The following is a 20,381-nucleotide window of genomic DNA, read 5'->3' on the forward strand; positions in this document are numbered from 1 at the left end:
GAAATGACTAGCCGCCCTTGACCGAACCCGAGAGCAGACCACGCACGAGATAGCGCTGCAATGCGAAGAAGACGAGCAGCGGTACTATGATCGTGATGAATGCCGAGGCCGTCAGGATTTCCCAGTTGCCGCCGCGCGAGCCGAGCAACGCGTTGAGCGCACCCGTCAGCACGAGGTGTTCCCTGTCCGTGCCGAGGAAGACCATGGCGACGAGCAGGTCGTTCCAGACCCACAGGAACTGGAAGATCGAGAAGGAGGCGAGCGCCGGGAAGGACAGGGGCAGAACGATGCGGGTGAAGATCTCGAAATCGCTGGCGCCATCGACGCGGGCGGATTCGATGATCTCCCTGGGCAGGCCCGCGATGTAGGATCGCAGGAGATAGATGGCGAGCGGCATGCCGAAGGCGGTGTGCGCCAGCCAGATGCCGGGATAGGTCTTGGACGGCGTATCGAGGAGCATGCCGACCTGATTGTAGAGCCGCAAAAGCGGGATCAGCGACATCTGCAGCGGCACGACGATGAGACCGACGACCAGCGCGATCAGCAGCGCGCGACCGGGGAATTCCATCCAGCTCAGCGCATAGGCGGCGAAGGCGGCGATCAGGATCGGGATGATCGTGGCCGGGATGGTGACCGTCAGCGAGTTGATGAAGGACTGGCCGATCCCCTCGCCCGTCAGCACCGTGCGATAGTTCTGCAGGGTGAATTCCGGCGGCGTGGCGACGGAGATATAGACGCGGCGGCCGCCATCGTCCGGCCCGAAGGCGGCGTTCTTGGCGTAGCGATAGGTGCCGTCCTCGTTGACGACAAGCGAGAGACCATCGCCGAGATCGGCGGTCTCGCCGGCCTTGTAGGCCGAGGGCTGAGCGACGCGGGTGCCGAAGGCATTGATCGAACGTCCCTCCTGGCCTTCGAGCACATTGCCTGAAATGACATAGGCCGGGCCATCCTGCTTCTGCTGGTCGACCTGACCGAGGCGGACGGCGACGGTGCGCGACGAGCCGGAGAAGGCGGTCCACCAGCCGGAAACGACGATCTGGTCCTTGTCGCGCAACGCGCTGACGAAGATGCCGAGCGTCGGGATCAACCAGATGATGACGATCAAGAGGACGGCAGCGTGGACGAACAGACGGGCCGGGCCGATCTTGAAGAAATCGCGGGTCAGGGTCATCTCACTTGCCTCCCAGTTCGCGATTGGCGCGGCGGACGTTCCACACCATGATCGGCGTGACGGCCAGCATGATGATCAGCGCGATGACGGCGCTTCGGCCGCTGTCGCCGCCGCCGCGGAACATCCAGTTGAACATGAGATTGGCGAGAACCATCGTGTCCCACTGACCGTTGGTCATGGTGAGCACGATATCGAAGACCTTGAGGACGAGGATGGTGATGGTGGTCCAGACGACCGCGATCGTGCCCCAGACCTGCGGCACCATGATGCGCCAGAAGATCTGCCAGCCATTGGCGCCATCGATGACGGCGGCCTCGATGGTCTCTTCCGGGATGCCGCGGAGCGCCGCCGACAGGATGACCATGGCAAAGCCGGTCTGGATCCAGATGAGGATGATCATCAGGAAGAAGCTGTTCCAGAAGGGCACCGAGATCCACACCTGCGGCGTGCCACCGAAGAGCTGGACGATGGCGTTCAGGAGGCCGATCTGCGTGGCGTTGCCGCCGCGATACTCGTAGATGAATTTCCAGATGACGGAGGCCCCGACGAAGGAGATCGCCATCGGCATGAAGACGATGCTTTTCGCGATATTGCCCCACCAGATGCGGTCGGTCATGACGGCGATGACGAGGCCGAAGAAGGTGCAGGCAGCGGGCACGACGGCGAGCCAGAGGATGTTGTTGAAGATCGACTGGCGGAATTCGCGGTCGGTAAAGGCCCACTGGTAATTGCTGAAGCCGACGAACTGGACGCCGGAGCGATCGTAGAAGGACAGGATAACGGTCGCGATCACGGGATAGACGAGATAGACGACCAGCAGGAAGAGCGCCGGGAACAGGAACAGCCACGGCCGGATGACGGCACGGCGGTTGAGGTTTCGCGAGGCGGCGGTGATGTCGCCGTCCCTCACCGGGAGCGCCATATCCAGGAACTTGTTCGAGAAATAGAAATAGGCCGCGCAAGCGAATACGGCGACGACCACGACCCCCAAAGCGGAAACCAGCTGCGATAGCATTCATCCCTCCCCTGATGTCTACGTCTTCTTGAAATCACGCCGCCTGACGACCGGGCACGCTGGCAGCGGGCGCAAGGGGCGGCGATGGCCGGACGCTTGTGACGGCGTCCGGCCAGACATTCACATCCACGCCGCCCGAGCAGGCGGCATGGAGATCAGGCGATGTTACTTGATGCCATCCCAGGCGCTCTGGATTTCCTTGGCGGTATCCTGAGCCGACTTGCCGCCGACGAAATCGACCATGCCGGTCCAGAAGGCGCCGGCGCCGATCTTGCCGGGCATCAGGTCGGAACCATCGAAGCGGAAGGTGGTCGCCGTCGTCAGGATTTCGCCTTCGCGCTTCATCTGCTCGTTGGCGTAGGCGGCCGTGTTGACGCCTTTGTAGGGGGTCAGGAAGCTCGACTGCGCCATCCAGACTTCATGCGCGATCGGCGTCTTCAGGAATTCCACGAAAGCGCGTGCCGGCTTGGAATCCTTGGCGATCGTGACCAGCGTGCCAGCACCCAGAACCGGCTTGCCGAGTTCAGGCTTCGACGCGAAGGTCGGCATGTAGAAGAAGTCGGCATCCTGGCCGAGCTTCGTTCCCTCGGGGAAGAAGGACGGGATGAAGGACGCCTGGTGGTGCATGTAGCACTTCGGCGGCACGGCGAAGAGGCCCTTCGGGCTGTCGCGGAAGTCGGTCGAGGCAACAGCCTTGACGCCACCATCGACATAGGCCTCGTTCTTGGCGAACTTGCCGAACTCGTCGATGACGGAGACGACGGCGGGATCATCGAACTTCAGTTCGTTGGTGGTCCACTTGTCGTAGGCTTCCGGCGGCTGCATGCGCAGCATCAGGTCTTCGATCCAGTCGGTCGCCGGCCAGCCGGTGGCGCCGCCGGAACCGAGACCTATGCACCACGGAACGCCGCCGTCCTTGACGATCTGCTCGGACAGAGCCTGCAGCTCTTCCATCGTCGTCGGGACCTTGTAGCCCGCTTCCTTGAAGTTTTCAGGCACGTACCAGACCAGCGACTTCACGTCGGCCTTGTAGGGGAAGGCGTAGAAGGCTTCCTTGCCGTCTTTGCCCTTGTAGGTGCCGTAGCCGACCCAGCTGTCGCCGGCGCCGTAATTGTCCTTGACCCACTTGGAGTTCTCATCGCCGAGCGGCGCCAGGAAGCCCTTGCCGGCCAGATCGGCCAGAAGGCCCGGCTGCGGCAGGATCGCGATATTCGGCGGCGAACCGGCCTGCGTGTCGATGACGATCTGCTGTTCGTAGTTTTCCGAGGACGAATATTTGGCGTCGATGCCCGTCGCTTCGGTGAAATAGGCGAGAATGCTGCGGAACAGCGCCTCGTCCTCGCCGCGCCACGGCCCGAAGATCGTCAGCTCCTGGCCCTTAAGGTCGGCATTGGCCGCCTTGAAGTCCTCGTAACTCTTCCAGTTGAACTTGCTGTCCTCGCCCGGCGCGAATTTCAGATCGGCCGCGGACGCGCCGCCGGCCAGAAGCGCCGCCATGGCAACGCCCATCAAAAATGACTTTTTCATGTGATCAACCTCCCATCACAATCCCAATCACGCCTTGCAATCGAAATTCCAAAGCGCTTTGACAACGAACTCATTTCACTTTCGGCACAAAAGAGTCAAGGCAATTCGCAAAACCTGCCTTGGAGCCGCGAATTATGGCGATGCAGCAAGGCTTGAACGGAAATATGGAGCGATTTTTCTTGAGTCAAGCTTGACAGCTGCTACATTAACAAAAGCGCTTTGGATGCCATTTGGGAGAGATGACCTCCAGGGCGTGTGGAGGAAGTTTAACACGTGAATCTGAAACAGCTATCGGAAATGCTGGGCCTGTCCCAGACGACGGTGAGCCGTGCGCTGAACGGTTATCCCGAGGTCAACGAGGCGACACGCGAGCGGGTGCTGCGCGCCGTGCAGGAGACCGGCTACCGGCCGAACAAGGCCGCGCAGCGGCTGGCGACCGGCAAGGCGGGCTCGATCGGCCTCGTCATGCCCACCGCGCCCGGGCATTATTCCGACGTGCATTTCGGCGAATTCCTGACCGGGCTCGGCGAGGAAGCGGTAAGGCACGACTTTCATTTCGTCATCATGCCGGCCGATCCAGACGATGAGGTGGGCGCGCTCAGGCGGCTCGCGATCAGCGGCAATGTGGATGCGCTGTTCGTCGCCTACATGCGCGGGCACGATCCCCGGCTGCCGCTCCTGAAATCGCTGTCCATGCCGTTTCTGGTGCATGGCCGCTCGTTCGGCACCGAGCCAGATTATCCCTATCTCGACATCGACAACGAGGGTGCCTTCTATGACGCGACGCGGCTGTTGCTGCAGCTCGGGCATAGGCATTTCTGCCTGCTAAACGGGCCGGAGCATCTGGATTTCGCGATCCGCCGCAAGAAGGGCGTCGTCGCGGCGCTCGCCGAACGTGGGCTGGAACTGCCCGAGAGCTGCGTCAGCCACATGTCGATGACCGACGAGCACGGGCAATTCGCGATGGAGCGCTTCCTGCAGCTGCCGGAGCCGCCGACCGCCATTCTCTGTTCCAGCACGGTTCTGGCGCTCGGCGCCATCCGCGCGGTGACGCAGGCGGGGCTGAAGCTCGGCGAGGATATTTCGCTGATCGCCCATGACGACGTGCTGCCGCATCTGAAGCCGGAGAATTTCTCCGTGCCGCTGACGACGACGCGCTCATCGCTGCGCGCGGCGGGTGTCCGGATCGCCGAGCGGCTGATCGGGACCGTCAAGCAGGACGGCCCCTTCCCGGAACAGGAACTCTGGAAGACGGAGCTGATCGTGCGGGCGTCGACGGGCGCGGCGCCGCGCTAAAGCGTGTCTCTCGATCAAAACTTCGGCGGCGTCTGGCCGGCGGTGCGATGCGCGGCGATGACGGTGTTGGCCATCAGCATGGCAATGGTCATGGGACCGACGCCACCCGGCACGGGCGTGATGACATCAGCGACTTCGGCGGCCTCGGCGAAGGCGACGTCGCCCACCAGGCGTGTTTTCCCCTCACCCTTTTCGGGTGCGGCGATGCGGTTGATGCCGACGTCGATGACGGTGGCGCCCCGCTTGACCCAATCAGCCTTCACCATCTCAGGACGACCGACGGCGGCAACCAGAATATCGGCGTTGCGGCAGACCGACGGGAGATCCTTGGTTCTCGAATGCGCGATGGTCACCGTGGCGTTGGCGTTGAGCAGCAGCTGCGCCATCGGCTTGCCGAACAGATTGGAACGGCCGACGACGACGGCGTTGAGGCCGGAGAGATCCTCGCCGTGGGTGCGGCGCACGAAGACCATGGCCCCGGCCGGCGTGCAGGAAACCAGACCCGTCTGCAGATCGCCCACCGCCAACTTGCCGGCGTTGACGACGTGAAGACCGTCGACATCCTTCTCGGGCAGGATCGACTGGATGATCGGCTCGGAATTCAGGTGCCTGGGCAGCGGCAATTGCACGAGGATGCCGTGGATCGTGTCATCGGCGTTGAGCGAGGCCACGAGCGCGGCCAGCTCTTCCTGCGTCGTCTCAATCGGCAGCGTGTGCTGCACGGATATGAAACCGCATTCCTTGGCCATCTTGCTCTTCGAGTTCACATAGGCGTGGCTTGCCGGATCGTCGCCGACGATGATGACCGCGAGACCGGTCTGAACACCGCTCTGCTTTTCCAATGCAGCGGTCGCCGCCTTCACCGTGTCGATGACCGAAGCTGCAACCTGTTTGCCGTCGATTACTGTCGCCAAGACCGTCTCCCTGCCACTACGCCGCCATTCTAGTCGGCGGCATCAGACACAATTTGCCTGTCCACGCCCTATCCTGCCTGAAACGAGAAATGCAAGTACAATCATGCCGCAGGTGGGTGACGATCAGGCCGTCGCGGCGTAGGAGCGCAGGCGGTCGCGCATGGCGGCGATCTCGGCGCGGAGGATTTGGACCTCGTCGGCGGCGTGCTCGGCCACGGGCTCCGACACAGGCTGACGCGGGATATCGACCGACGGCTCGATCGTGGCGACCGGCTCGCTGTGCGCGATGGTCTTGCCCGCATCCACGCGTCGCCTGAAGCCCGCAAGACCGAAGGCAAGGCCAGCCAGCGCGCCGAGTGCCGGGGCCAGCCACGGGCCTCGGCCGGGTTCGACGGCCGTTACGACGGGCGCCTTGATGACCCGCACCGGCGGGCCATCGGCGCCGATCGCGCCGGTGCTGAGCTGATCTTCAAGACGCTGGCGCGCCGCGGCCGATTTTTCGCGCAGTTCCGTCAGCTTGGCGAGATCGACGCCGGTGTCGCGGCTTTGCGCGATCAGCGTGTTTCTCTGGTCGCCAAGCTGCCTGACAGCGTCGACCGCCGACTTGACTTCGTCGGCGGCATCGCGCGACAGCCTGCCTAGCTCCTGTCCGATGCTGTCGTGCAGGCCATCCACCTCGGCCTGCTGGGCGATCAGACGCGGATGCCGGGGACCGAGGCTGGCGGCAAGCTGCGCGAGCGTCGACTTGGCCAGCGCATAGCGGCCACGGCGCTCGTCCAGCGCCGGCGAGGTGATTTCGGCGGCGAGCGCGCCGGTCAGGGCATCGTCGGCGGTCGCGGTCTTCAGCAGGTCGGCGCGCGCCTTTGCCGCCACGATCCTCTGCTGCGCGTCCTGCAGGGCGCCGTTGGCCTCGACAAGCTGCTGCTGCAGCCGGGTTGCAACCTCGACATTGCCCTGGCCGTTCGTCTTGGTGAAAGCATCCAGTTCGGCGTCGGCCTGCGCGCTTGCGTTCTTCGCCGCGCTGTCGCTGACGATCGCGGTCGACGCGGGATTGGCTACGGTCGAGACGAGATAGGACGCGATGCGCGCGGATTTCGCAGCACTCGATGTCGTGACGCTGAAACCGACCGTTCCGGATTTCGGATCCGCCGAGGCGCGAATGGCGGTGGCGAGAGACGCCTCGGCGCGCGAGACCGGATCGGCGGCAACGCCGCTCGCGGACAGGATATCGACGACGACATTGAATGCGCTGCCGCTGGCGCCGGCGAACTCAGCGTCGCGGTCGAGCCTCAATCTGGCCACGGCGGTCGCGACTGTTTTCTGCGAGAGCAAGGCATCGTGCGCCGCTGTGACAAGGGCCGGCCGGTCCTTGGCGGCCCCCTCGACGCCGAGCAGGCTTTGCGCCCGAAAGCCGGATGGCTCGCCCGGGATCATCGCTCCTGCAAGAGCGCCCAGCGCGGAAAGCGCGCCGGCGGCGATCAGCGACCGGCGGCTGCGGCGGAATGCCGGCGCCGGATGCTCGATCTCCGGGTGCGCTGCCGATTCGACGCAAAATTCCTGCGCAGCCAGATCGTCTATCAGATCGTCCATCGCCGCGGCGTCAGGGGCAGCGGCGTGCGGGGCACCGGCGTCAGGGACGGCGGCATTCGGCGCGGCGTTGTCGAGCGGCGGCTTCGGCGGGGTGGCGCCATCATTGGCAGCCTCGAGCCTCTTGCCGAGAATGGTTTCGATGCGGCTGACGAGAAGTGGGGTGACGTCCGCGGCGCAGGCTCTTCCGGTTGTGGCATTCGCTGCGCCTGAAGGGCCCGTTCGATGACCCGCAGCAACTCCGCTTCAGGCACGGCCAATTCTAGCGGGGAGTGGTCCGCGTCAAGACGGTTCGAGCCGGCTTCATCTCTCGGCGCGGATGGCCATGAATGGGTGGGACGTCTCGAATGATTTTCGCGCATCACCAAGTCTCGTGCATGGAACGATCGAACCCATCGCAGTCGCGTGTGGTTAATCGAGCCTAAACAGGCTTGGCAAACAAAAGGTTAATTTTCGCTCAATCTCGACTGACGTCGCCGATTTCCGAGCGCTTCAGGATGACCTTGCGGCGGCTGAACCGATACTTGGCGACCTGATAAAGAAAGGCGGGGATGCCGAGCGCATAACGACGCCAGAGGCGGCCCGGCTCCTGGACGAGCCTGTAGGCCCATTCCAGGCGCATCGAGCGCACCAGCTTCGGGGCGCGCGGCACCGAGCCGGAGACAAAATCGAACAGGGCGCCGACGGTCAGCACCAGGCGCGCGTGATCGGCGCGAATGTGCTTGTGCGCCCACTTCTCCTGCAACGGCGTGCCCATGCCGACGATGACAATGTCGAGATCCTGCGCGGCGACCTCGGCAAGGACGGCGGACGGCTCGTTCTTGTCGAAGAAGCCGTCGGAAATCACGATGAATTCATGCCAGGGCGCATGCCGGCGGAAATTCACCGCCGCCCGCTCGACCACGGCGCGCGTGCCGCCGATCAGGCCGATGCGGCGCGGCTGCTCCATGAAGGTCAGCAGCGCGGGCACGAAATCGGTGCCGTTCAGGTTGGCCGGGAAAGGCGATCCGTGCGCGATCTTCGACGCGATGTTGAGACCGATGCCATCCGGCAGGACGAGGTTCTGCGAGAGGATGTCGCGATATTCCTCGTCACGCAGCGCCAGAAGCATGTTGTGCGCGTTGACGAAGGAGATGGACGTCTGGCCGACGGGCATCGACAGTAGCTCGTTGATGAAGACGAGCGCATCGTCCCAACCCAGATCGCAGACAGGCAGATCGAAAATGGCGCGACGAGAGGCGAGGACCGCGAAATTCGCGATCAGGTTCATACCCGCTTCCTGACGATAATGCTTCATGGCTCGGAGATCCCGGGAACACTGAGGTCTGCCTGGATCGGACGCCGGCTTCCAAATCCGGAAGGCGGCGCGCATGTCGGCCCATCGCGGGACGGTATAACAGGCCGCCGTCAAACAACCTTTAGGAAAACCGGTCTATTTTTCCCGGCGATATCAGGGATTTGTTAACCACGACGGACGGCTGGTCGCGGTGACGCGGGCACCGCGACGAAAAGCGGTCGTCAGCCGCCGGCGGCAGCGTCCTTGACGGGCTCGGGCGGGACGACATTGACCGGCTTGCCTGTTTTCTTCGGCTGGCCGGAAGCGTTGGCGGCGACCTCTTCCTTGGAGAGATAGTCGAGCTGCTCGAGCAATACCTGATCGATGTACTCGCCGCCCAGGCTGGTGTTGAGGTCTTTCTTGACCATATCGCGGAAGGCAATCGGATCGAACGACTTCATGTTGGCGATATCGACCATCTTGTTGCCGACGAGCAGCGAGAAGAGCGCGTCGGTGGTCATTTCGGTGAGCGGCAGGGTCGCGCCCTTCACCATCTCCTTGTTGACCATGAAGGATAGCTTTCCGAGGAAATAGCCGCTGACGGCGCCATCCTTGACGACAGGAATGGTGATCGACTCGCCCTTTACAAGCTCGACGAGACTCTGCTTCGACTGATCGGGGGCGGGAGCCGGCGCCGTTGCCAGCGTCACCGACATATAGACCGCCGCCAGCGTGATCACGCAGACCCAGACGCCTGTAAGAACGAGTTTAATCATCAGTGTTCACGCGCCAGGAACTGTTCCTGCGAATAGGTGCCGTCGGCGTCCGCGTCCTGAACCGCATTCTTCAGCAGGTCGGCGACCGTGCGCACGGCTTCGAGATGAGCCTCGACGCGACGGGCGTTCAGCGCCAGCTTTTCCTTCAGTCCATGCAACTGTTCGAGGTGGGAAGCGGCGAGCTCCTTGGGATCGGTATCGCTGAAGAGCATCGACAGCTCATACAGGCAGCGGCTCTTGTGCGCATTCGACACCTTGAGATCGAACTGCGGATCGCTGCCGATGCGAGCGTTCTCGTTGTCGATGATCATTTCCAGGCGTCCAAGAACCGATTTGATACGGTATTCGTTCGAGATTATTTCCATTGTTTTCCTCGATTCCCTCAGGCGTCGTTTGCGGACTTGTTGTCCGTCGATGTCACGCCAAACGTCTGGCGCTGTATTTCATTGATCATGTTGACCGCGGCACTGCGATCGTTCTGGTCGGTGGAGGCGTTGACCCTACCTTCCTGCTTCTTCAAAGCGTCCTGATAAAGCTGCTTGGCAACGCCGATGCCATCGCCCTTTGCGATGGTGTTGCCGAGCTGTTCGGCCATCATGCCCTTCCAGATGTCACCGGTGGCGCCCTTGCCGTAGACCTCTTCGCTCTCGCTGGGCAGCATGCTCTTGATGAAGTTCTGCAGCACCATCGCTTCGAACTTGCGATAGGACTCGGGGATTTGCGTCGTGTTGTCGGTGCGATTGTTGACGTCGCCGAGGCCGGCCTTGCTGGAGGCGCGATCGAGTATGTCCACCGCCGAGGTGAAGCCCTTGCCCGCTTCGGCAAGGCTATTGGCCGCGAAAGCAGCCTGGTTTGCCTTCAGTTTTTCCTGAGCGGCCTGGACCTCCATGGGGTCGGCTGCCCTGACAACGTCCAGAACCAGATCACTCGGGGGTGAAATAGCCACGTCATAATCCTCTTGATTTCAGATCGAAGCGATTATGATTTTTGAAGCTTGCTGGAGGCTGGCGTACCGTATTTTTGATCGATGATATCATAGACCGCGTTGTCGTCGGCCTCGCGGCGCTCGTCATCGAGTGCCTCGCGCATGCCGTCTTCCAGCCGGTCTCCCTTGGCGCGCTCCTGCTGGACGCGCATCTGGTGAACTTCCTGCATGCCGGTCAGCTGCTTGTCCTTGATGCCGAGGCGGCTGAAGCGGTCGGCATAGCCTTGCGAAAAAGCGTGATGAACCGGATCCATGGAGCCGAGCGCATGGATGACGCTGTCCATCTCCTCGCTGACCTCGGCGCGCTGGCGCGTCGTTTCGGCGAGATCGAACTCCGCCATCTGCTCCAGATGCCGCTGGACCGCGACGAGGCGCCTGAGCTTGTCCGAGCGCGTCTTTTCCGCCATCGGCCTACTGCCCCATGAACACGGTGGTGAAGGACTGGCCGAACTGGCTGATCATCGCCGCAACGGAGAAGTAGAAGAGAAAGAGGCCACCGAAGAGCAGGTAAGGCGTCGAGATGAAGTAGACCGGGATCTGCGGGGCCAGCTTGTTGATGAAGCCGATGGCGACGTTGAACAACAATCCGTAGATGAGGAACGGGCTCGAAAGCCGCAGCATGATGGAGAACGTCGTCGATAGCGTATCGGTGAACGAAATCAGCGTGCTGCGCATCTGCATGACGCCGCCGAACGGCATCGAGGTGTAGGAATCGATCAGCCCTCTGAAGACGAGGTGGTGAAAATCCAACATGAACAGGATCATCATGCCGGCGAAGATGATGAAGCCGGAAAGCGCGCTTTCCTGGCCGTCTTCAAAGATATCGGACGCACTCGGCTGCGTGTAGCCGATCATCATGGCGACGATGCTGGCGGCGAACTGCATGCCCAGCGTATAGAGCCGGGCCAGCATTCCGAACATCACGCCGATCAGCGATTCGCTGAAGATGAAACCGATATAGGTCGCGTTCGAGGTGCGAACCGCCGGGTAGACCGTGTCCCAGAGCACCGGCATGATCGACAGCGAAAGCGCGGCTGAGATGAAAACGCGGAGAACCGCAGGGACACGCGCCGACGAAAAGCCCGGCATCGTCAGCACGCAACCCCCGATCCTGCAGAAGATCAGAAAGAGTGCCAACACGGTCCCTTGCGGGTCAGTTATCATGAAATAGAGCCTAGAATCTTTATCTCGATGCCCTTCGCCAGTTCCACATGCGAAAGAACCGGGAGCGTGGCGAACAGACGCTCGATGATCATGCGCACATAGGACCGTGTTTCCGGCGAGGTGACAAGGGCGAAAGGCAGGCCGCGGTCCATGAATTCACGGATTACTTTGCTCGCCTGTTCGCTGAATTCCTCAAGCATGCGCGGATCGATATCGAATTCGACGACTTCGCCCTTGTTGTCGCGCTTCAGGGCCTGGTGGAACGCGAGGTCCCACTTGCTGCCGAGGCGCAACACGCGAAGCACGCCGTTGTCGGCAAGGTCGCCGCAGAGCTGCTGCGACATGCGCACGCGGACATGCTCGACGATCTGCTCGGTCTTGCGCACGTGCGGGGCAAGTTCCGCCACGGCTTCCAAGATGAGATGCAGATTGCGGATCGAGACGCGTTCGGCCAGAAGCAGCTTCAGCACGGCCTGCAGACCAGAGTAGGACATGTGCGAGGAGCAGATCTCGTCGGCAAGCTTCTTGTACTCGGGATCGAGACGATCGATCAGAACCTTGAGGTCCTTGTAGGAGAGCAGCGCCGGCAGGTTGTTGCGAATGACCTCGCTCATGTGGGTCAGGACGACGGAGACGTTGTCGATCGGCTGGAAGCCTTCGCGCTTGAGATCCTCGGTGAATGCCTCGAGCACCGAGACGGCGGGCATGCCGAAAGCGGGTTCGCGGATGTCATCGCCGGGCACGCGCGGCTTGCGGCCGGAGCCGGTGACGACGAGCACTTCGCCGACACGCAGCTCGTTGGAGGCAACGGTCGTGCCGTGGATGCGGATCTGGTAGGACTTCTCGGTGATGCCGATATCGTCGGTGACCTTGATCTCGGGAACGACGAAGCCGTACTGCGTCGCGAACTTCTTGCGCATCTTGCCGACGCGGAAGGCGAGTTCCTGGTGGGCGCCGAGAAGGCGCGAGGAGACCATCTTGCCGAGCGCCAGTTCGATTTCCGACGTGCGCAATACCGACTTGACCGAGTCCTTCTCCAGTTCCTTGTTCTGGACGACCTTCTTTTCCTCTTCCTCGCGCAGAACCTTGTTTTCCGCATCGACCTGGCGCGGGATGAACCAGGCGCCGAAGGCGAGAACGCCGCCGAGGAACATGAACGGAATGAACGGCAGGCCGGGCATCAGGCCAAGGATGATCATCAGCACGGCGGAGACCGAGAGCGCGCGCGGATAACCGCTCAGCTGGCCGATGACGGCCTTGTCGGTCGAACCGACGGTGCCGCCGCGCGAGACGAGAAGGCCGGCGGCCAGAGAGATGATCAGCGCCGGCATCTGCGACACCAGACCGTCGCCGACCGAGAGCTTGACGTAAACGTCGGCCGCTTCGCCGATCGGCATGCCGTGGCGGAAGTAGCCGATGATGATGCCGCCGAAGACGTTGATGGCGGTGATCAGAAGGCCGGCGATGGCGTCGCCGCGCACGAACTTGGATGCACCGTCCATGGCGCCGAAGAAGGAGCTCTCCTCTTCGAGCTCCTTGCGGCGGCGCTGCGCCTCGCGCTCGTCGATGATGCCGGCCGACAGGTCGGCGTCGATCGACATCTGCTTGCCGGGGATGGCATCAAGGGTGAAGCGGGCGCCGACTTCCGCGATACGGGTCGCGCCCTTGGTGATAACGATGAAGTTGATGGTGATCAGGATCAGGAAGACGATCAAACCGATCACGAAGTCGCCCGACATGACAAGGCTCGCGAAGCCGGCGATAACGCCTCCAGCCGCTTCCTCGCCCTTGTTTCCGTTCGAGAGAATGACGCGCGTCGTCGCGATGTTGAGTGACAGGCGCGTCATCGTGGCGATCAGAAGGATGGTCGGGAAGGACGAGAACTCGAGTGGCTTCTCGATCCACAGCGCGACCATCAGGATGAGAACCGACAGCGCGATCGAAAATGCCAGACCCATGTCGATGAGAAACGGCGGGATCGGCAGGAACAGCACGCAGATGATGAGGACGATGCCAAGGGCAAAGCCGACGTCGCGTATGCTGGGACCGGATTTCGGAAGGGGGAGTGCGGGTGGTTGCGCCATATCGATTCCATCTCTTCATGAGAGGTGCGGGCATGATGCCCACCAATTCGGATCGACAGTTAAATGGCGAAGCTTGCGCGAGGGTGGCTCAGAAGCCGGATTGAATGCGCGAGAAGACGAGATTGGTGAAGATGGAAATCTGCGAACCGACGAAGGGAGCGGAGAGGCCAATCGTCACCAGAACGGCGACGATCTTCGGGACGAAGGTGAGCGTTGCTTCCTGGATCTGGGTGAGCGCCTGAAACAGAGCGATGACGAGACCGATGATCATCGCCGCGGCCACGGCCGGTCCGGAGGCAACGAGAACGGTCCAGATCGCCGCCTGGAACAGATCGAGTGCGTCAGCTTCATTCATCCAGGCAACCTCATATCGCCTTTCGGTCCGTCCACGTGGTGGCCGGACCGTCGTTCAGTTTCTTGTCGATCAGCTGCCGGTCGTCTTCGGCGGCGGCGCCTGATCAGCGAGAGTGATTCCCGCCTGAACAAGAATACTCTTTCCATCGGAGGTCGTCGCGATAATTCCGTCGGAATAGACTTTTACCGACGCGACGGTGCCGGCGACGGTGCCATCGGCGCTGGTCATGTACTTGCCGATATAGCTGCTTGCCTGCGTCAGGCTCGAGCTCGACAGAAGCGTATCCAGCTTGGTGTTCGTCTGGATCGTCTGCTCGACCTGCGAGAAGCTCGCGAGCTGGGCCATCTGCTGGCTGGCATCGACCGGGCTGGTCGGATCCTGGTTCTTCAGCTGGGCGATGAGGAGCTGCAGGAAGTTGTCGTAGTTGAGCGACGCCTTCTTCTGGGCCGAGGACGTCGTTGTCGTCGTGTTCTGCGTGGACGTCGCGGAACCTGTTGCGCCTACCGCCATGGTGCGATCTCCTTGCGAATCTGCTCAACCATCGCAGGGTGCATTTCCTGGTTGTTCAGAATGTTGTCTTCGATGACGTAGAGACCGCGGATGGCCTTCAAGGCGTCGAAAGCGCGACCGGTCGAAACGAGACCGTCGATGCGCTTCAGCTCGGCCAGGACTTCCTCGTTCTTGAAGCAGGTGAGGAGCATCGTCACCGACTTGCGGAACATCGCCGTCGACTGATCCTTGCCCTCCGGGTTGATCAGGATCATCTGCGCGATGAAGTAGAGCTGGCGCAGAGGCGTGGTCGCGTCTTCCGGCTGAAGGACGTGGTTTTCGAGAAGGAACGTGACATCATTCAGGAATTCCAGCGCGACCTTGCGGTCGACGCGCAAAACCGCGCCGTTGATGAAGATTTTTTCCCCGGCTTTTAGCGAGATGCGAAGCGTGCTTTTCATTTAAGTCCATCCCTGATGATGGTGGTAATGTCAATAATGCCCTGAAAGTTGGTCGACTGCCGTTTCCGGATCCGGTCGCTCTCTTTCAGTATCCAGATCGCGATCGAAATCAGATTGGCGCGCAACTGAACTTCGAGCTGATTATCCGGATGCTTGAGGTCTTCGATAAAACTCACCCAAACCCGTCGGGTGTAAAACAATGCATCGATGGCCTCCCGGCCATACTTCTCTCTGTCCCGTGCAATCGCGAGAAGCTCGATGGACCGGTCGAGAACTTGACGCTCCCGCTCCTTCGCATCGGCCACCGAGTCTTGCATGACCTCGGCATAAGAGAACTGATACATTCATGCATCCTTCTTTGTACTTGTACTTCTGCCTCTGATCATCAGAGGTAGTTCACGAGGCTCAACTGCTGAATTTTTGAAACGATCGTGTATGCGGTTTCGAGCTGCGTCTGCAGCGTGTTCACGCGCGTCGACGCCTCCGACTGGTCGACGCCCTGAAGGTCGACAAGCTTGTTCTGAATGATGCTGGACTGCGCATCGAGAGCGTCGTTCGCCTTCGTAACGCGCTCCTGCGACAGACCGAGCTGGCTCGCCTGGGTGACGATACCGGTCGTTCCCTGCGCGGCGAAGCCGATCGCCTTCGATGTCGTCATCGCCAGCGCGTCGCCGCTGAGGCCGACGCCGGCAAGGGCCGATACGGTCATGGAAGCCAGCGCGAAGTAGCGCATGCCTTCGGAATTGGAATTGGTCGACGACGTGACGGTTTCGGAGTTGCTGATCCGGCTCGTCATGTTCTGGTTGGACGCGCTCGACCAGTCAGCCCATGCCGGCGGCGTCACATAGGCCAGCGGCGGCGTGGGGGCTCCAACGCCGATCGGCGGGAACGGCAGCGGCGTCGATGTCGCGTTCAGCGTATCCTGCGAGAACATCGGCTCGACGAAGTTGGAGATGAACGTGTCCATCTCGTCGCCGGTCAGTTCCGACTTGGTCTTGCCCAGGCTGCTTGCCCAGGCATCGAGATTCGCCTGGATCGCGGCGGTCGCGGTGGTCGACTGATCCGTCAGCGGCTGAACATCGGTGTTGATGCCGGAGAACAGATACTCTCCGTTCAGCATCGAGTTTCCGGTGTCCATCAGCGAGGAAAGCGCGTCGCCGGCCGACTGCATCGCGACGGTGATGCTGGTCTTGTCCTGGCTGCCCTGCAGCGCGGTCAGCTTGGAGACGAGCGCGTCGCCCGCCGTCTTCATGCTGGTCAACCCGAGCTGAGAGGCTTCAAGACGACCCGAGACGACGGAGTTGCTGCCCTGCAGTGCCTTGATACGGGTGACTTCGGTGCTGAAGTTCACGCTTTTCGCGGCGCCGGAGCCGAGCGAGGCACCGATGTCGGCGTAAACGCCGGTTGTCGCTTCAAGCGAGGATTTGACGAGTTGGGTCTGCGATTCGCGAATGGTCAATCGCATCGCGTTTTGAATAGCCGAACTAGAAATAAATGAACTTTTCATGGCTTACCTCGCTATGTCCAGCAGCGACTGGTACATCTCGTTGACAGCATTGAGTATCTTGGTTGCCGCCTTGTAAGACTGCTCAATATCAAGCAGCAGTGTCAGTTCCTCGTCAAGGTTGACGCCTGTCTCATTTGAGTACGCTTCGGTTGAGCGCGACAGGGCAGCGCTTGTATTTTCCGATGCCGTCGTTGCGTCGCTTCGCAGCTGTTCGAGCCAGCCGACCGAGTTCTGCGCGTAGCTGATGACGCTGACATTCGAGGAGATGCCGGCATCCGACGAGAACGTCTGCGCCGAGCCCAGCGCGGCATACAAGGCGTCGAGATTGTCGGAGAAGCCGCTGGCGTTGTCCGTGTTGAGATTGGTCAACCCGGTGATCGAGCCATCACGCAGCTTCATCGGATCACCACCCTGGCTGGTGATTACCGCTGTGTTTACCGTAATCGTACCGGCGATGCCGTTGATGACATCAGGGGTCGTCGGCGTGTCGCCGTCAAGCCCGGTCGACGTCTTCCAGACGAACAGGCCCGGCTGCGTCGTCGTGCCATCGGTTTCCGAGAACGTCGTCACCAGGGACTTGGCGATTTCGTCGAGCTGCGCCTGGAAAGTGGGCGCGACCTCGTCGCGGATCTGCAGCAGGGCCTGAAGGCTGCCCTTGGCCGTCGTCGTGGACCCCTGCCCGCTGGTCAGCGCCACGCCGTCGATGTAGACGCCGTTGCCCTTGGTTCCCGTCGTGTAGGTATCCTGCGAGACGAACGTGACCGCACGCGGGATGGTGTCGAAGACGACCGTTCCGTCATTGGTATAGAGCGCCATGTCGCCATTGGCGCGATCGGCGGTCTTGACGCCGACGATCGAGGAAATCTGCTTCAGCAGCTTGTCGCGTTCGTCGAGTGCGTCCGCCGTGTTGCCGCCGGTGGCGGTCGCGCCCTTGACGGCGTCGTTCGCCGTCTTGAACTGCGCCAGCAACGTGTTCAGCGTATCGACCTGGGTGGCGATGTCCTTGTCCGCGTCCCGGCGAATGACCTGGACCGACTTGGTGGCGCTGTTCAGCGAATTGGCGACGTCCTGCGCGGCCGTGACCGCGCTCTGCGCCGCGATCACGCTGCTCGGCGAGGTGCGGAATGCCTGGAGCTTCTGCTCGAAGGTCGAAAGATAGGTGGCCGGCGACGTCTCGTAGTCATTGCCGCCGAGCACCGACTTCAGGTCGGTCAGGCCGCTCAGCAAGGTCTGCTGGGCGCTGTCTCCCGCGCTGGCCGACAGCCACTGCCGCATCAGGGCGTCTTCCTGAGCCCTGCTGATCTTTACAACCTGCGCTCCATTCAGCGACGTCGTGACCATCGCCTGACGGCGCACGTAATCGCTGTTGCTGGAATTCGAGATATTGTTCGACGCGACACTGCTCTGAGTGCCGGTGTTATTGAATATGCTCTGCGCGGTATTAAGTGCGGACGTGAGCGACATGGCTGACCCGTTACCCTACTTATCTCTTGAGGTTGACGAGGACGTCCATGATGTCGGACCCCGTCTGGAACACCTTGGAATTGGCAGTGTAGCTGCGCTGCGATTCGATCATCTTGGTCAGTTCGCCGGCGAGGTCGACGTTCGAGCTTTCGATCGCACCGGCCTGGATGGAGCCGAAGCCGCTGGTCTGCGGGAAGCCGGTGACCGTAACGCCCGAGCTGCCATTGGCGCTGTAGACGTTGCCGCTCATGAGCGTCATGTTGTCCGGGCTTGCGACCGTTGCGAGGGGAATCCGGTACAGTGGCTTGGACGTTCCATCCGCGTACTTGGCGGAAACAGTGCCATCCTTGCCGATCGACACGGTGTCAACAGGGCTCGCGGCCTGGCCGTTCGGCGTGCCCTTGCCGGCGAAATCGGAGCCAAGCTGCGTGAAGCCGGAGAGATCCATCTGGATCTGGCCTGTCGTGACCGGATCGTCGATGAGGAGCGTGCCGCCGGTAATAAGCTTGCCTTCCGCGTCGAACTCCATCGTGCCGCTACCAACGGCGTCCGACGAATAGGGGAAGGACGTGGTGCCGCCGGTCGCGGCGTCCCCATTGCGGTATACCGTGACATCCCAGGTGCTCGCGGCGCCGGTTGCAGGCGGCGGCGTGGTGACGCCCGTCTTCGTGAAGTAGAAGTCGTATTGCACCGTGTTGCCGAGCTTGTCGTAGCCGACCATCGAAATCTGCTTGGTATCGGTGGTCATGGGCAGCACGTTGTCGGCCGGCAGGTTGCCTGTCGCGATCGCTGCGCCGGAATTGAGGTTGCCCGAGAAGGTGCCCGCCGTGGAGGCGATCGCCGTCAGCCCGGACTGGGCGACGTTGACCGGAACCAGGCCGGAGAAGCCGTTGACGACGACTGCCGGCGCGCCGGAATCGTAGGAATAGCCCATCAGCTTGAAGCCGGCCGAATTGACGAGGTTGCCGTCCGGATCCTTCGTGAAGTCGCCGGCGCGGGTCAGGACCGGAACACCATCGGGGCTCTCGACGATGAAGAAGCCGTCGCCGGAGATGGCGAGGTCGTAGCCCGAGGTGGTGAAAGAGATATCGCCCTGCGCGGAGACAGACTGGCGAACCGACGTCTGTACGCCGCCCGAATTGTAGTTGCCCGAGCTCGAAGGCAGAACAAGCGACGAGAAGGCGGTCGACACCGACTTGTAGCCCGACGTGTTTACGTTGGCGATGTTGTCGGCCACGGTGCTCAGGCGGTTCGCCTGCGCGTTCATGCCGGACACCGCCGTCTTCATGCTGCCGAAAATGCTCATCTGAAAACCTCGATTTCCTTAGTAGGCTTGAGAGTATCCGGCGGGCCTTGCGTGAAGCTGTCTGGCTTTTACGTGATCCGAAAAAGATCCGAAGCTAGACCGCCGGCCGGTAACGGGCATTAAAAAAACTATTCCCAATCAATGCAGTAGCCGAGGAAGCGCTTGGAATCGACCGGATCCACGCCGAGCTTCTTGCGCAGCTTCTTGCGCAGCTTGGAAATGTGGCTTTCAACGACGTTCTCTTCGACTTCCTCGTCGAAGATTCCGTAGATGGCGTTGAAGATCTGGGTCTTGGTGACGCGACGACCGCGGTTGGCGATCAGATATTCGAGAATGCGGCGCTCGCGGCGCGGCAGCGCGAAGACTTCGCCGTGGATCTCGGGATCGCGGCCATCGGAGAAGACGCGGATGGCGCCGATATCCGTGTGCGTGGAAATCGCCTTCAGGCGGCGGCGAATGGCCGCTGCGCGGGCGAGAATTTCGCGGGGGTGAACCGGCTTGCGAACGACGTCGTCGACGCCGCAATCAAAAAGTGCAAGCGTGTTTTCGAGCGACGGCTGGTCGCTGACCGCGATGACGGGCGCCATCGACCGATCGCGAATGGCGCGCGGCAGCTCGAACGTCTGCTGTCCCTGGCCAATCAGAAACGCCTCGACCGCCGCGATATCCGAATCGGCAGCCGTCTGCACCCACTCTCCAAACTCGTTTGGATCAAAACCGGTCGAAGGAATGCCTTCTCGACCAAAAAGGGAAGTGTAGCCATCCTTCACGAGCTCACGCTCATCAACCACTACGATCATTCGTCCGCCTCCGAATCACTTGTGGCACATCGATGACCTATGGGTACGAATCGCACGATTCTGGGACAAGCTGTAGGAACTCACTGGCGGAAATTAATAGTTGATTAAGATTTGCCCCCCGATTTGCTCTACATTTAGTGGGTACACTCGATTATACACACAAAAGTTTCGTGGAAAAGTTAACATGTCCTAAATTGTGACTTG

At 61.5% G+C, this 20,381-nt stretch carries 21 protein-coding genes; 1 reads left to right on the plus strand and 20 read right to left on the minus strand.

What is annotated here, in order from left to right:
- Positions 1–7: 7 nt before the first annotated feature.
- The 3 genes from P3R82_RS22370 to P3R82_RS22380 all read right to left on the minus strand — a co-directional run bounded on the left by P3R82_RS22370 (position 8) and on the right by P3R82_RS22380 (position 3,713).
- Entirely contained in the window at positions 8–1,171 is a 1,164-nt protein-coding gene (locus tag P3R82_RS22370; RefSeq protein WP_283195389.1) for an ABC transporter permease subunit, read from the minus strand.
- Position 1,172: 1 nt separating this feature from the next.
- A complete protein-coding gene (locus P3R82_RS22375) occupies positions 1,173–2,186 on the minus strand; it encodes a sugar ABC transporter permease (protein WP_183900283.1) in 1,014 nt (337 codons plus the stop codon).
- Positions 2,187–2,351: 165 nt separating this feature from the next.
- The gene (locus P3R82_RS22380; protein WP_183900282.1) at positions 2,352–3,713 is read right to left on the minus strand and encodes an ABC transporter substrate-binding protein; all 1,362 of its coding nucleotides are present in this window, start codon (positions 3,711–3,713) and stop codon (positions 2,352–2,354) included.
- A gap of 273 nt (positions 3,714–3,986) precedes the next feature.
- Between P3R82_RS22380 and P3R82_RS22385 the strand changes: the two genes are divergently transcribed.
- Positions 3,987–5,009: a substrate-binding domain-containing protein gene (locus P3R82_RS22385; RefSeq protein WP_283195390.1), complete on the plus strand. Its 1,023-nt coding sequence runs from the start codon at positions 3,987–3,989 to the stop codon at positions 5,007–5,009.
- A gap of 14 nt (positions 5,010–5,023) precedes the next feature.
- On the opposite strand, the gene folD is transcribed toward P3R82_RS22385, so the two are convergent.
- From folD to P3R82_RS22470, 17 genes are all read right to left on the minus strand, one after another.
- Entirely contained in the window at positions 5,024–5,923 is a 900-nt protein-coding gene (gene folD / locus P3R82_RS22390; protein ID WP_283195391.1) for a bifunctional methylenetetrahydrofolate dehydrogenase/methenyltetrahydrofolate cyclohydrolase FolD, read from the minus strand.
- Positions 5,924–6,046: 123 nt separating this feature from the next.
- Entirely contained in the window at positions 6,047–7,513 is a 1,467-nt protein-coding gene (locus P3R82_RS22395; RefSeq protein WP_283195392.1) for a succinoglycan biosynthesis protein exop, read from the minus strand.
- A 454-nt stretch (positions 7,514–7,967) separates the two neighbouring features.
- Complete coding sequence (locus P3R82_RS22400; protein WP_283196405.1) at positions 7,968–8,780, minus strand: WecB/TagA/CpsF family glycosyltransferase; 813 nt, start codon at positions 8,778–8,780, stop codon at positions 7,968–7,970.
- Between the two features lie 248 nt (positions 8,781–9,028).
- On the minus strand, positions 9,029–9,562 hold the full coding sequence (locus P3R82_RS22405) for a hypothetical protein (RefSeq protein WP_183900278.1): 534 nt from the start codon (positions 9,560–9,562) through the stop codon (positions 9,029–9,031).
- Positions 9,562–9,927 (minus strand): hypothetical protein, encoded by a 366-nt coding sequence (locus P3R82_RS22410; RefSeq protein ID WP_183900277.1) that lies wholly within the window; start codon positions 9,925–9,927, stop codon positions 9,562–9,564. The genes P3R82_RS22405 and P3R82_RS22410 overlap by 1 nt, the downstream gene beginning before the upstream one ends.
- Before the next feature lie 17 nt (positions 9,928–9,944).
- Complete coding sequence (locus P3R82_RS22415) at positions 9,945–10,508, minus strand: rod-binding protein (protein ID WP_283195393.1); 564 nt, start codon at positions 10,506–10,508, stop codon at positions 9,945–9,947.
- A 32-nt stretch (positions 10,509–10,540) separates the two neighbouring features.
- Complete coding sequence (locus P3R82_RS22420; RefSeq protein ID WP_183900275.1) at positions 10,541–10,954, minus strand: hypothetical protein; 414 nt, start codon at positions 10,952–10,954, stop codon at positions 10,541–10,543.
- A gap of 4 nt (positions 10,955–10,958) precedes the next feature.
- Positions 10,959–11,711: a flagellar biosynthetic protein FliR gene (gene fliR, locus P3R82_RS22425; protein WP_283195394.1), complete on the minus strand. Its 753-nt coding sequence runs from the start codon at positions 11,709–11,711 to the stop codon at positions 10,959–10,961.
- The gene (gene flhA, locus P3R82_RS22430; protein ID WP_283195395.1) at positions 11,708–13,795 is read right to left on the minus strand and encodes a flagellar biosynthesis protein FlhA; all 2,088 of its coding nucleotides are present in this window, start codon (positions 13,793–13,795) and stop codon (positions 11,708–11,710) included. The genes fliR and flhA overlap by 4 nt, the downstream gene beginning before the upstream one ends.
- 88 nt (positions 13,796–13,883) lie before the next feature.
- The gene (fliQ, locus tag P3R82_RS22435) at positions 13,884–14,150 is read right to left on the minus strand and encodes a flagellar biosynthesis protein FliQ (protein ID WP_183900272.1); all 267 of its coding nucleotides are present in this window, start codon (positions 14,148–14,150) and stop codon (positions 13,884–13,886) included.
- Between the two features lie 69 nt (positions 14,151–14,219).
- Positions 14,220–14,660, minus strand: coding sequence for a flagellar hook assembly protein FlgD (gene flgD / locus P3R82_RS22440; RefSeq protein WP_183900271.1), 441 nt, complete (start codon positions 14,658–14,660; stop codon positions 14,220–14,222).
- Positions 14,651–15,100 carry a flagellar biosynthesis repressor FlbT gene (gene flbT / locus P3R82_RS22445; protein ID WP_018898450.1) on the minus strand — a complete coding sequence of 150 codons (450 nt, stop codon included), beginning with the start codon at positions 15,098–15,100 and terminating at the stop codon, positions 14,651–14,653. The genes flgD and flbT overlap by 10 nt, the downstream gene beginning before the upstream one ends.
- Positions 15,097–15,444, minus strand: a complete 348-nt coding sequence (gene flaF / locus P3R82_RS22450; RefSeq protein ID WP_283195396.1) for a flagellar biosynthesis regulator FlaF — start codon at positions 15,442–15,444, stop codon at positions 15,097–15,099. The genes flbT and flaF overlap by 4 nt, the downstream gene beginning before the upstream one ends.
- 41 nt (positions 15,445–15,485) lie before the next feature.
- On the minus strand, positions 15,486–16,607 hold the full coding sequence (locus tag P3R82_RS22455) for a flagellar hook-associated family protein (RefSeq protein ID WP_283195397.1): 1,122 nt from the start codon (positions 16,605–16,607) through the stop codon (positions 15,486–15,488).
- 3 nt (positions 16,608–16,610) lie between these two features.
- On the minus strand, positions 16,611–18,071 hold the full coding sequence (flgK, locus tag P3R82_RS22460) for a flagellar hook-associated protein FlgK (RefSeq protein WP_283195398.1): 1,461 nt from the start codon (positions 18,069–18,071) through the stop codon (positions 16,611–16,613).
- A 19-nt stretch (positions 18,072–18,090) separates the two neighbouring features.
- Positions 18,091–19,377 (minus strand): flagellar hook protein FlgE, encoded by a 1,287-nt coding sequence (locus P3R82_RS22465; RefSeq protein WP_283195399.1) that lies wholly within the window; start codon positions 19,375–19,377, stop codon positions 18,091–18,093.
- Between the two features lie 128 nt (positions 19,378–19,505).
- Positions 19,506–20,177, minus strand: coding sequence for a winged helix-turn-helix domain-containing protein (locus tag P3R82_RS22470; RefSeq protein WP_018898445.1), 672 nt, complete (start codon positions 20,175–20,177; stop codon positions 19,506–19,508).
- Between the last annotated feature and the right edge of the window lie 204 nt (positions 20,178–20,381).

Source organism: Rhizobium sp. AN80A, from assembly GCF_030053015.1.
Lineage (GTDB): Bacteria > Pseudomonadota > Alphaproteobacteria > Rhizobiales > Rhizobiaceae > Rhizobium > Rhizobium metallidurans.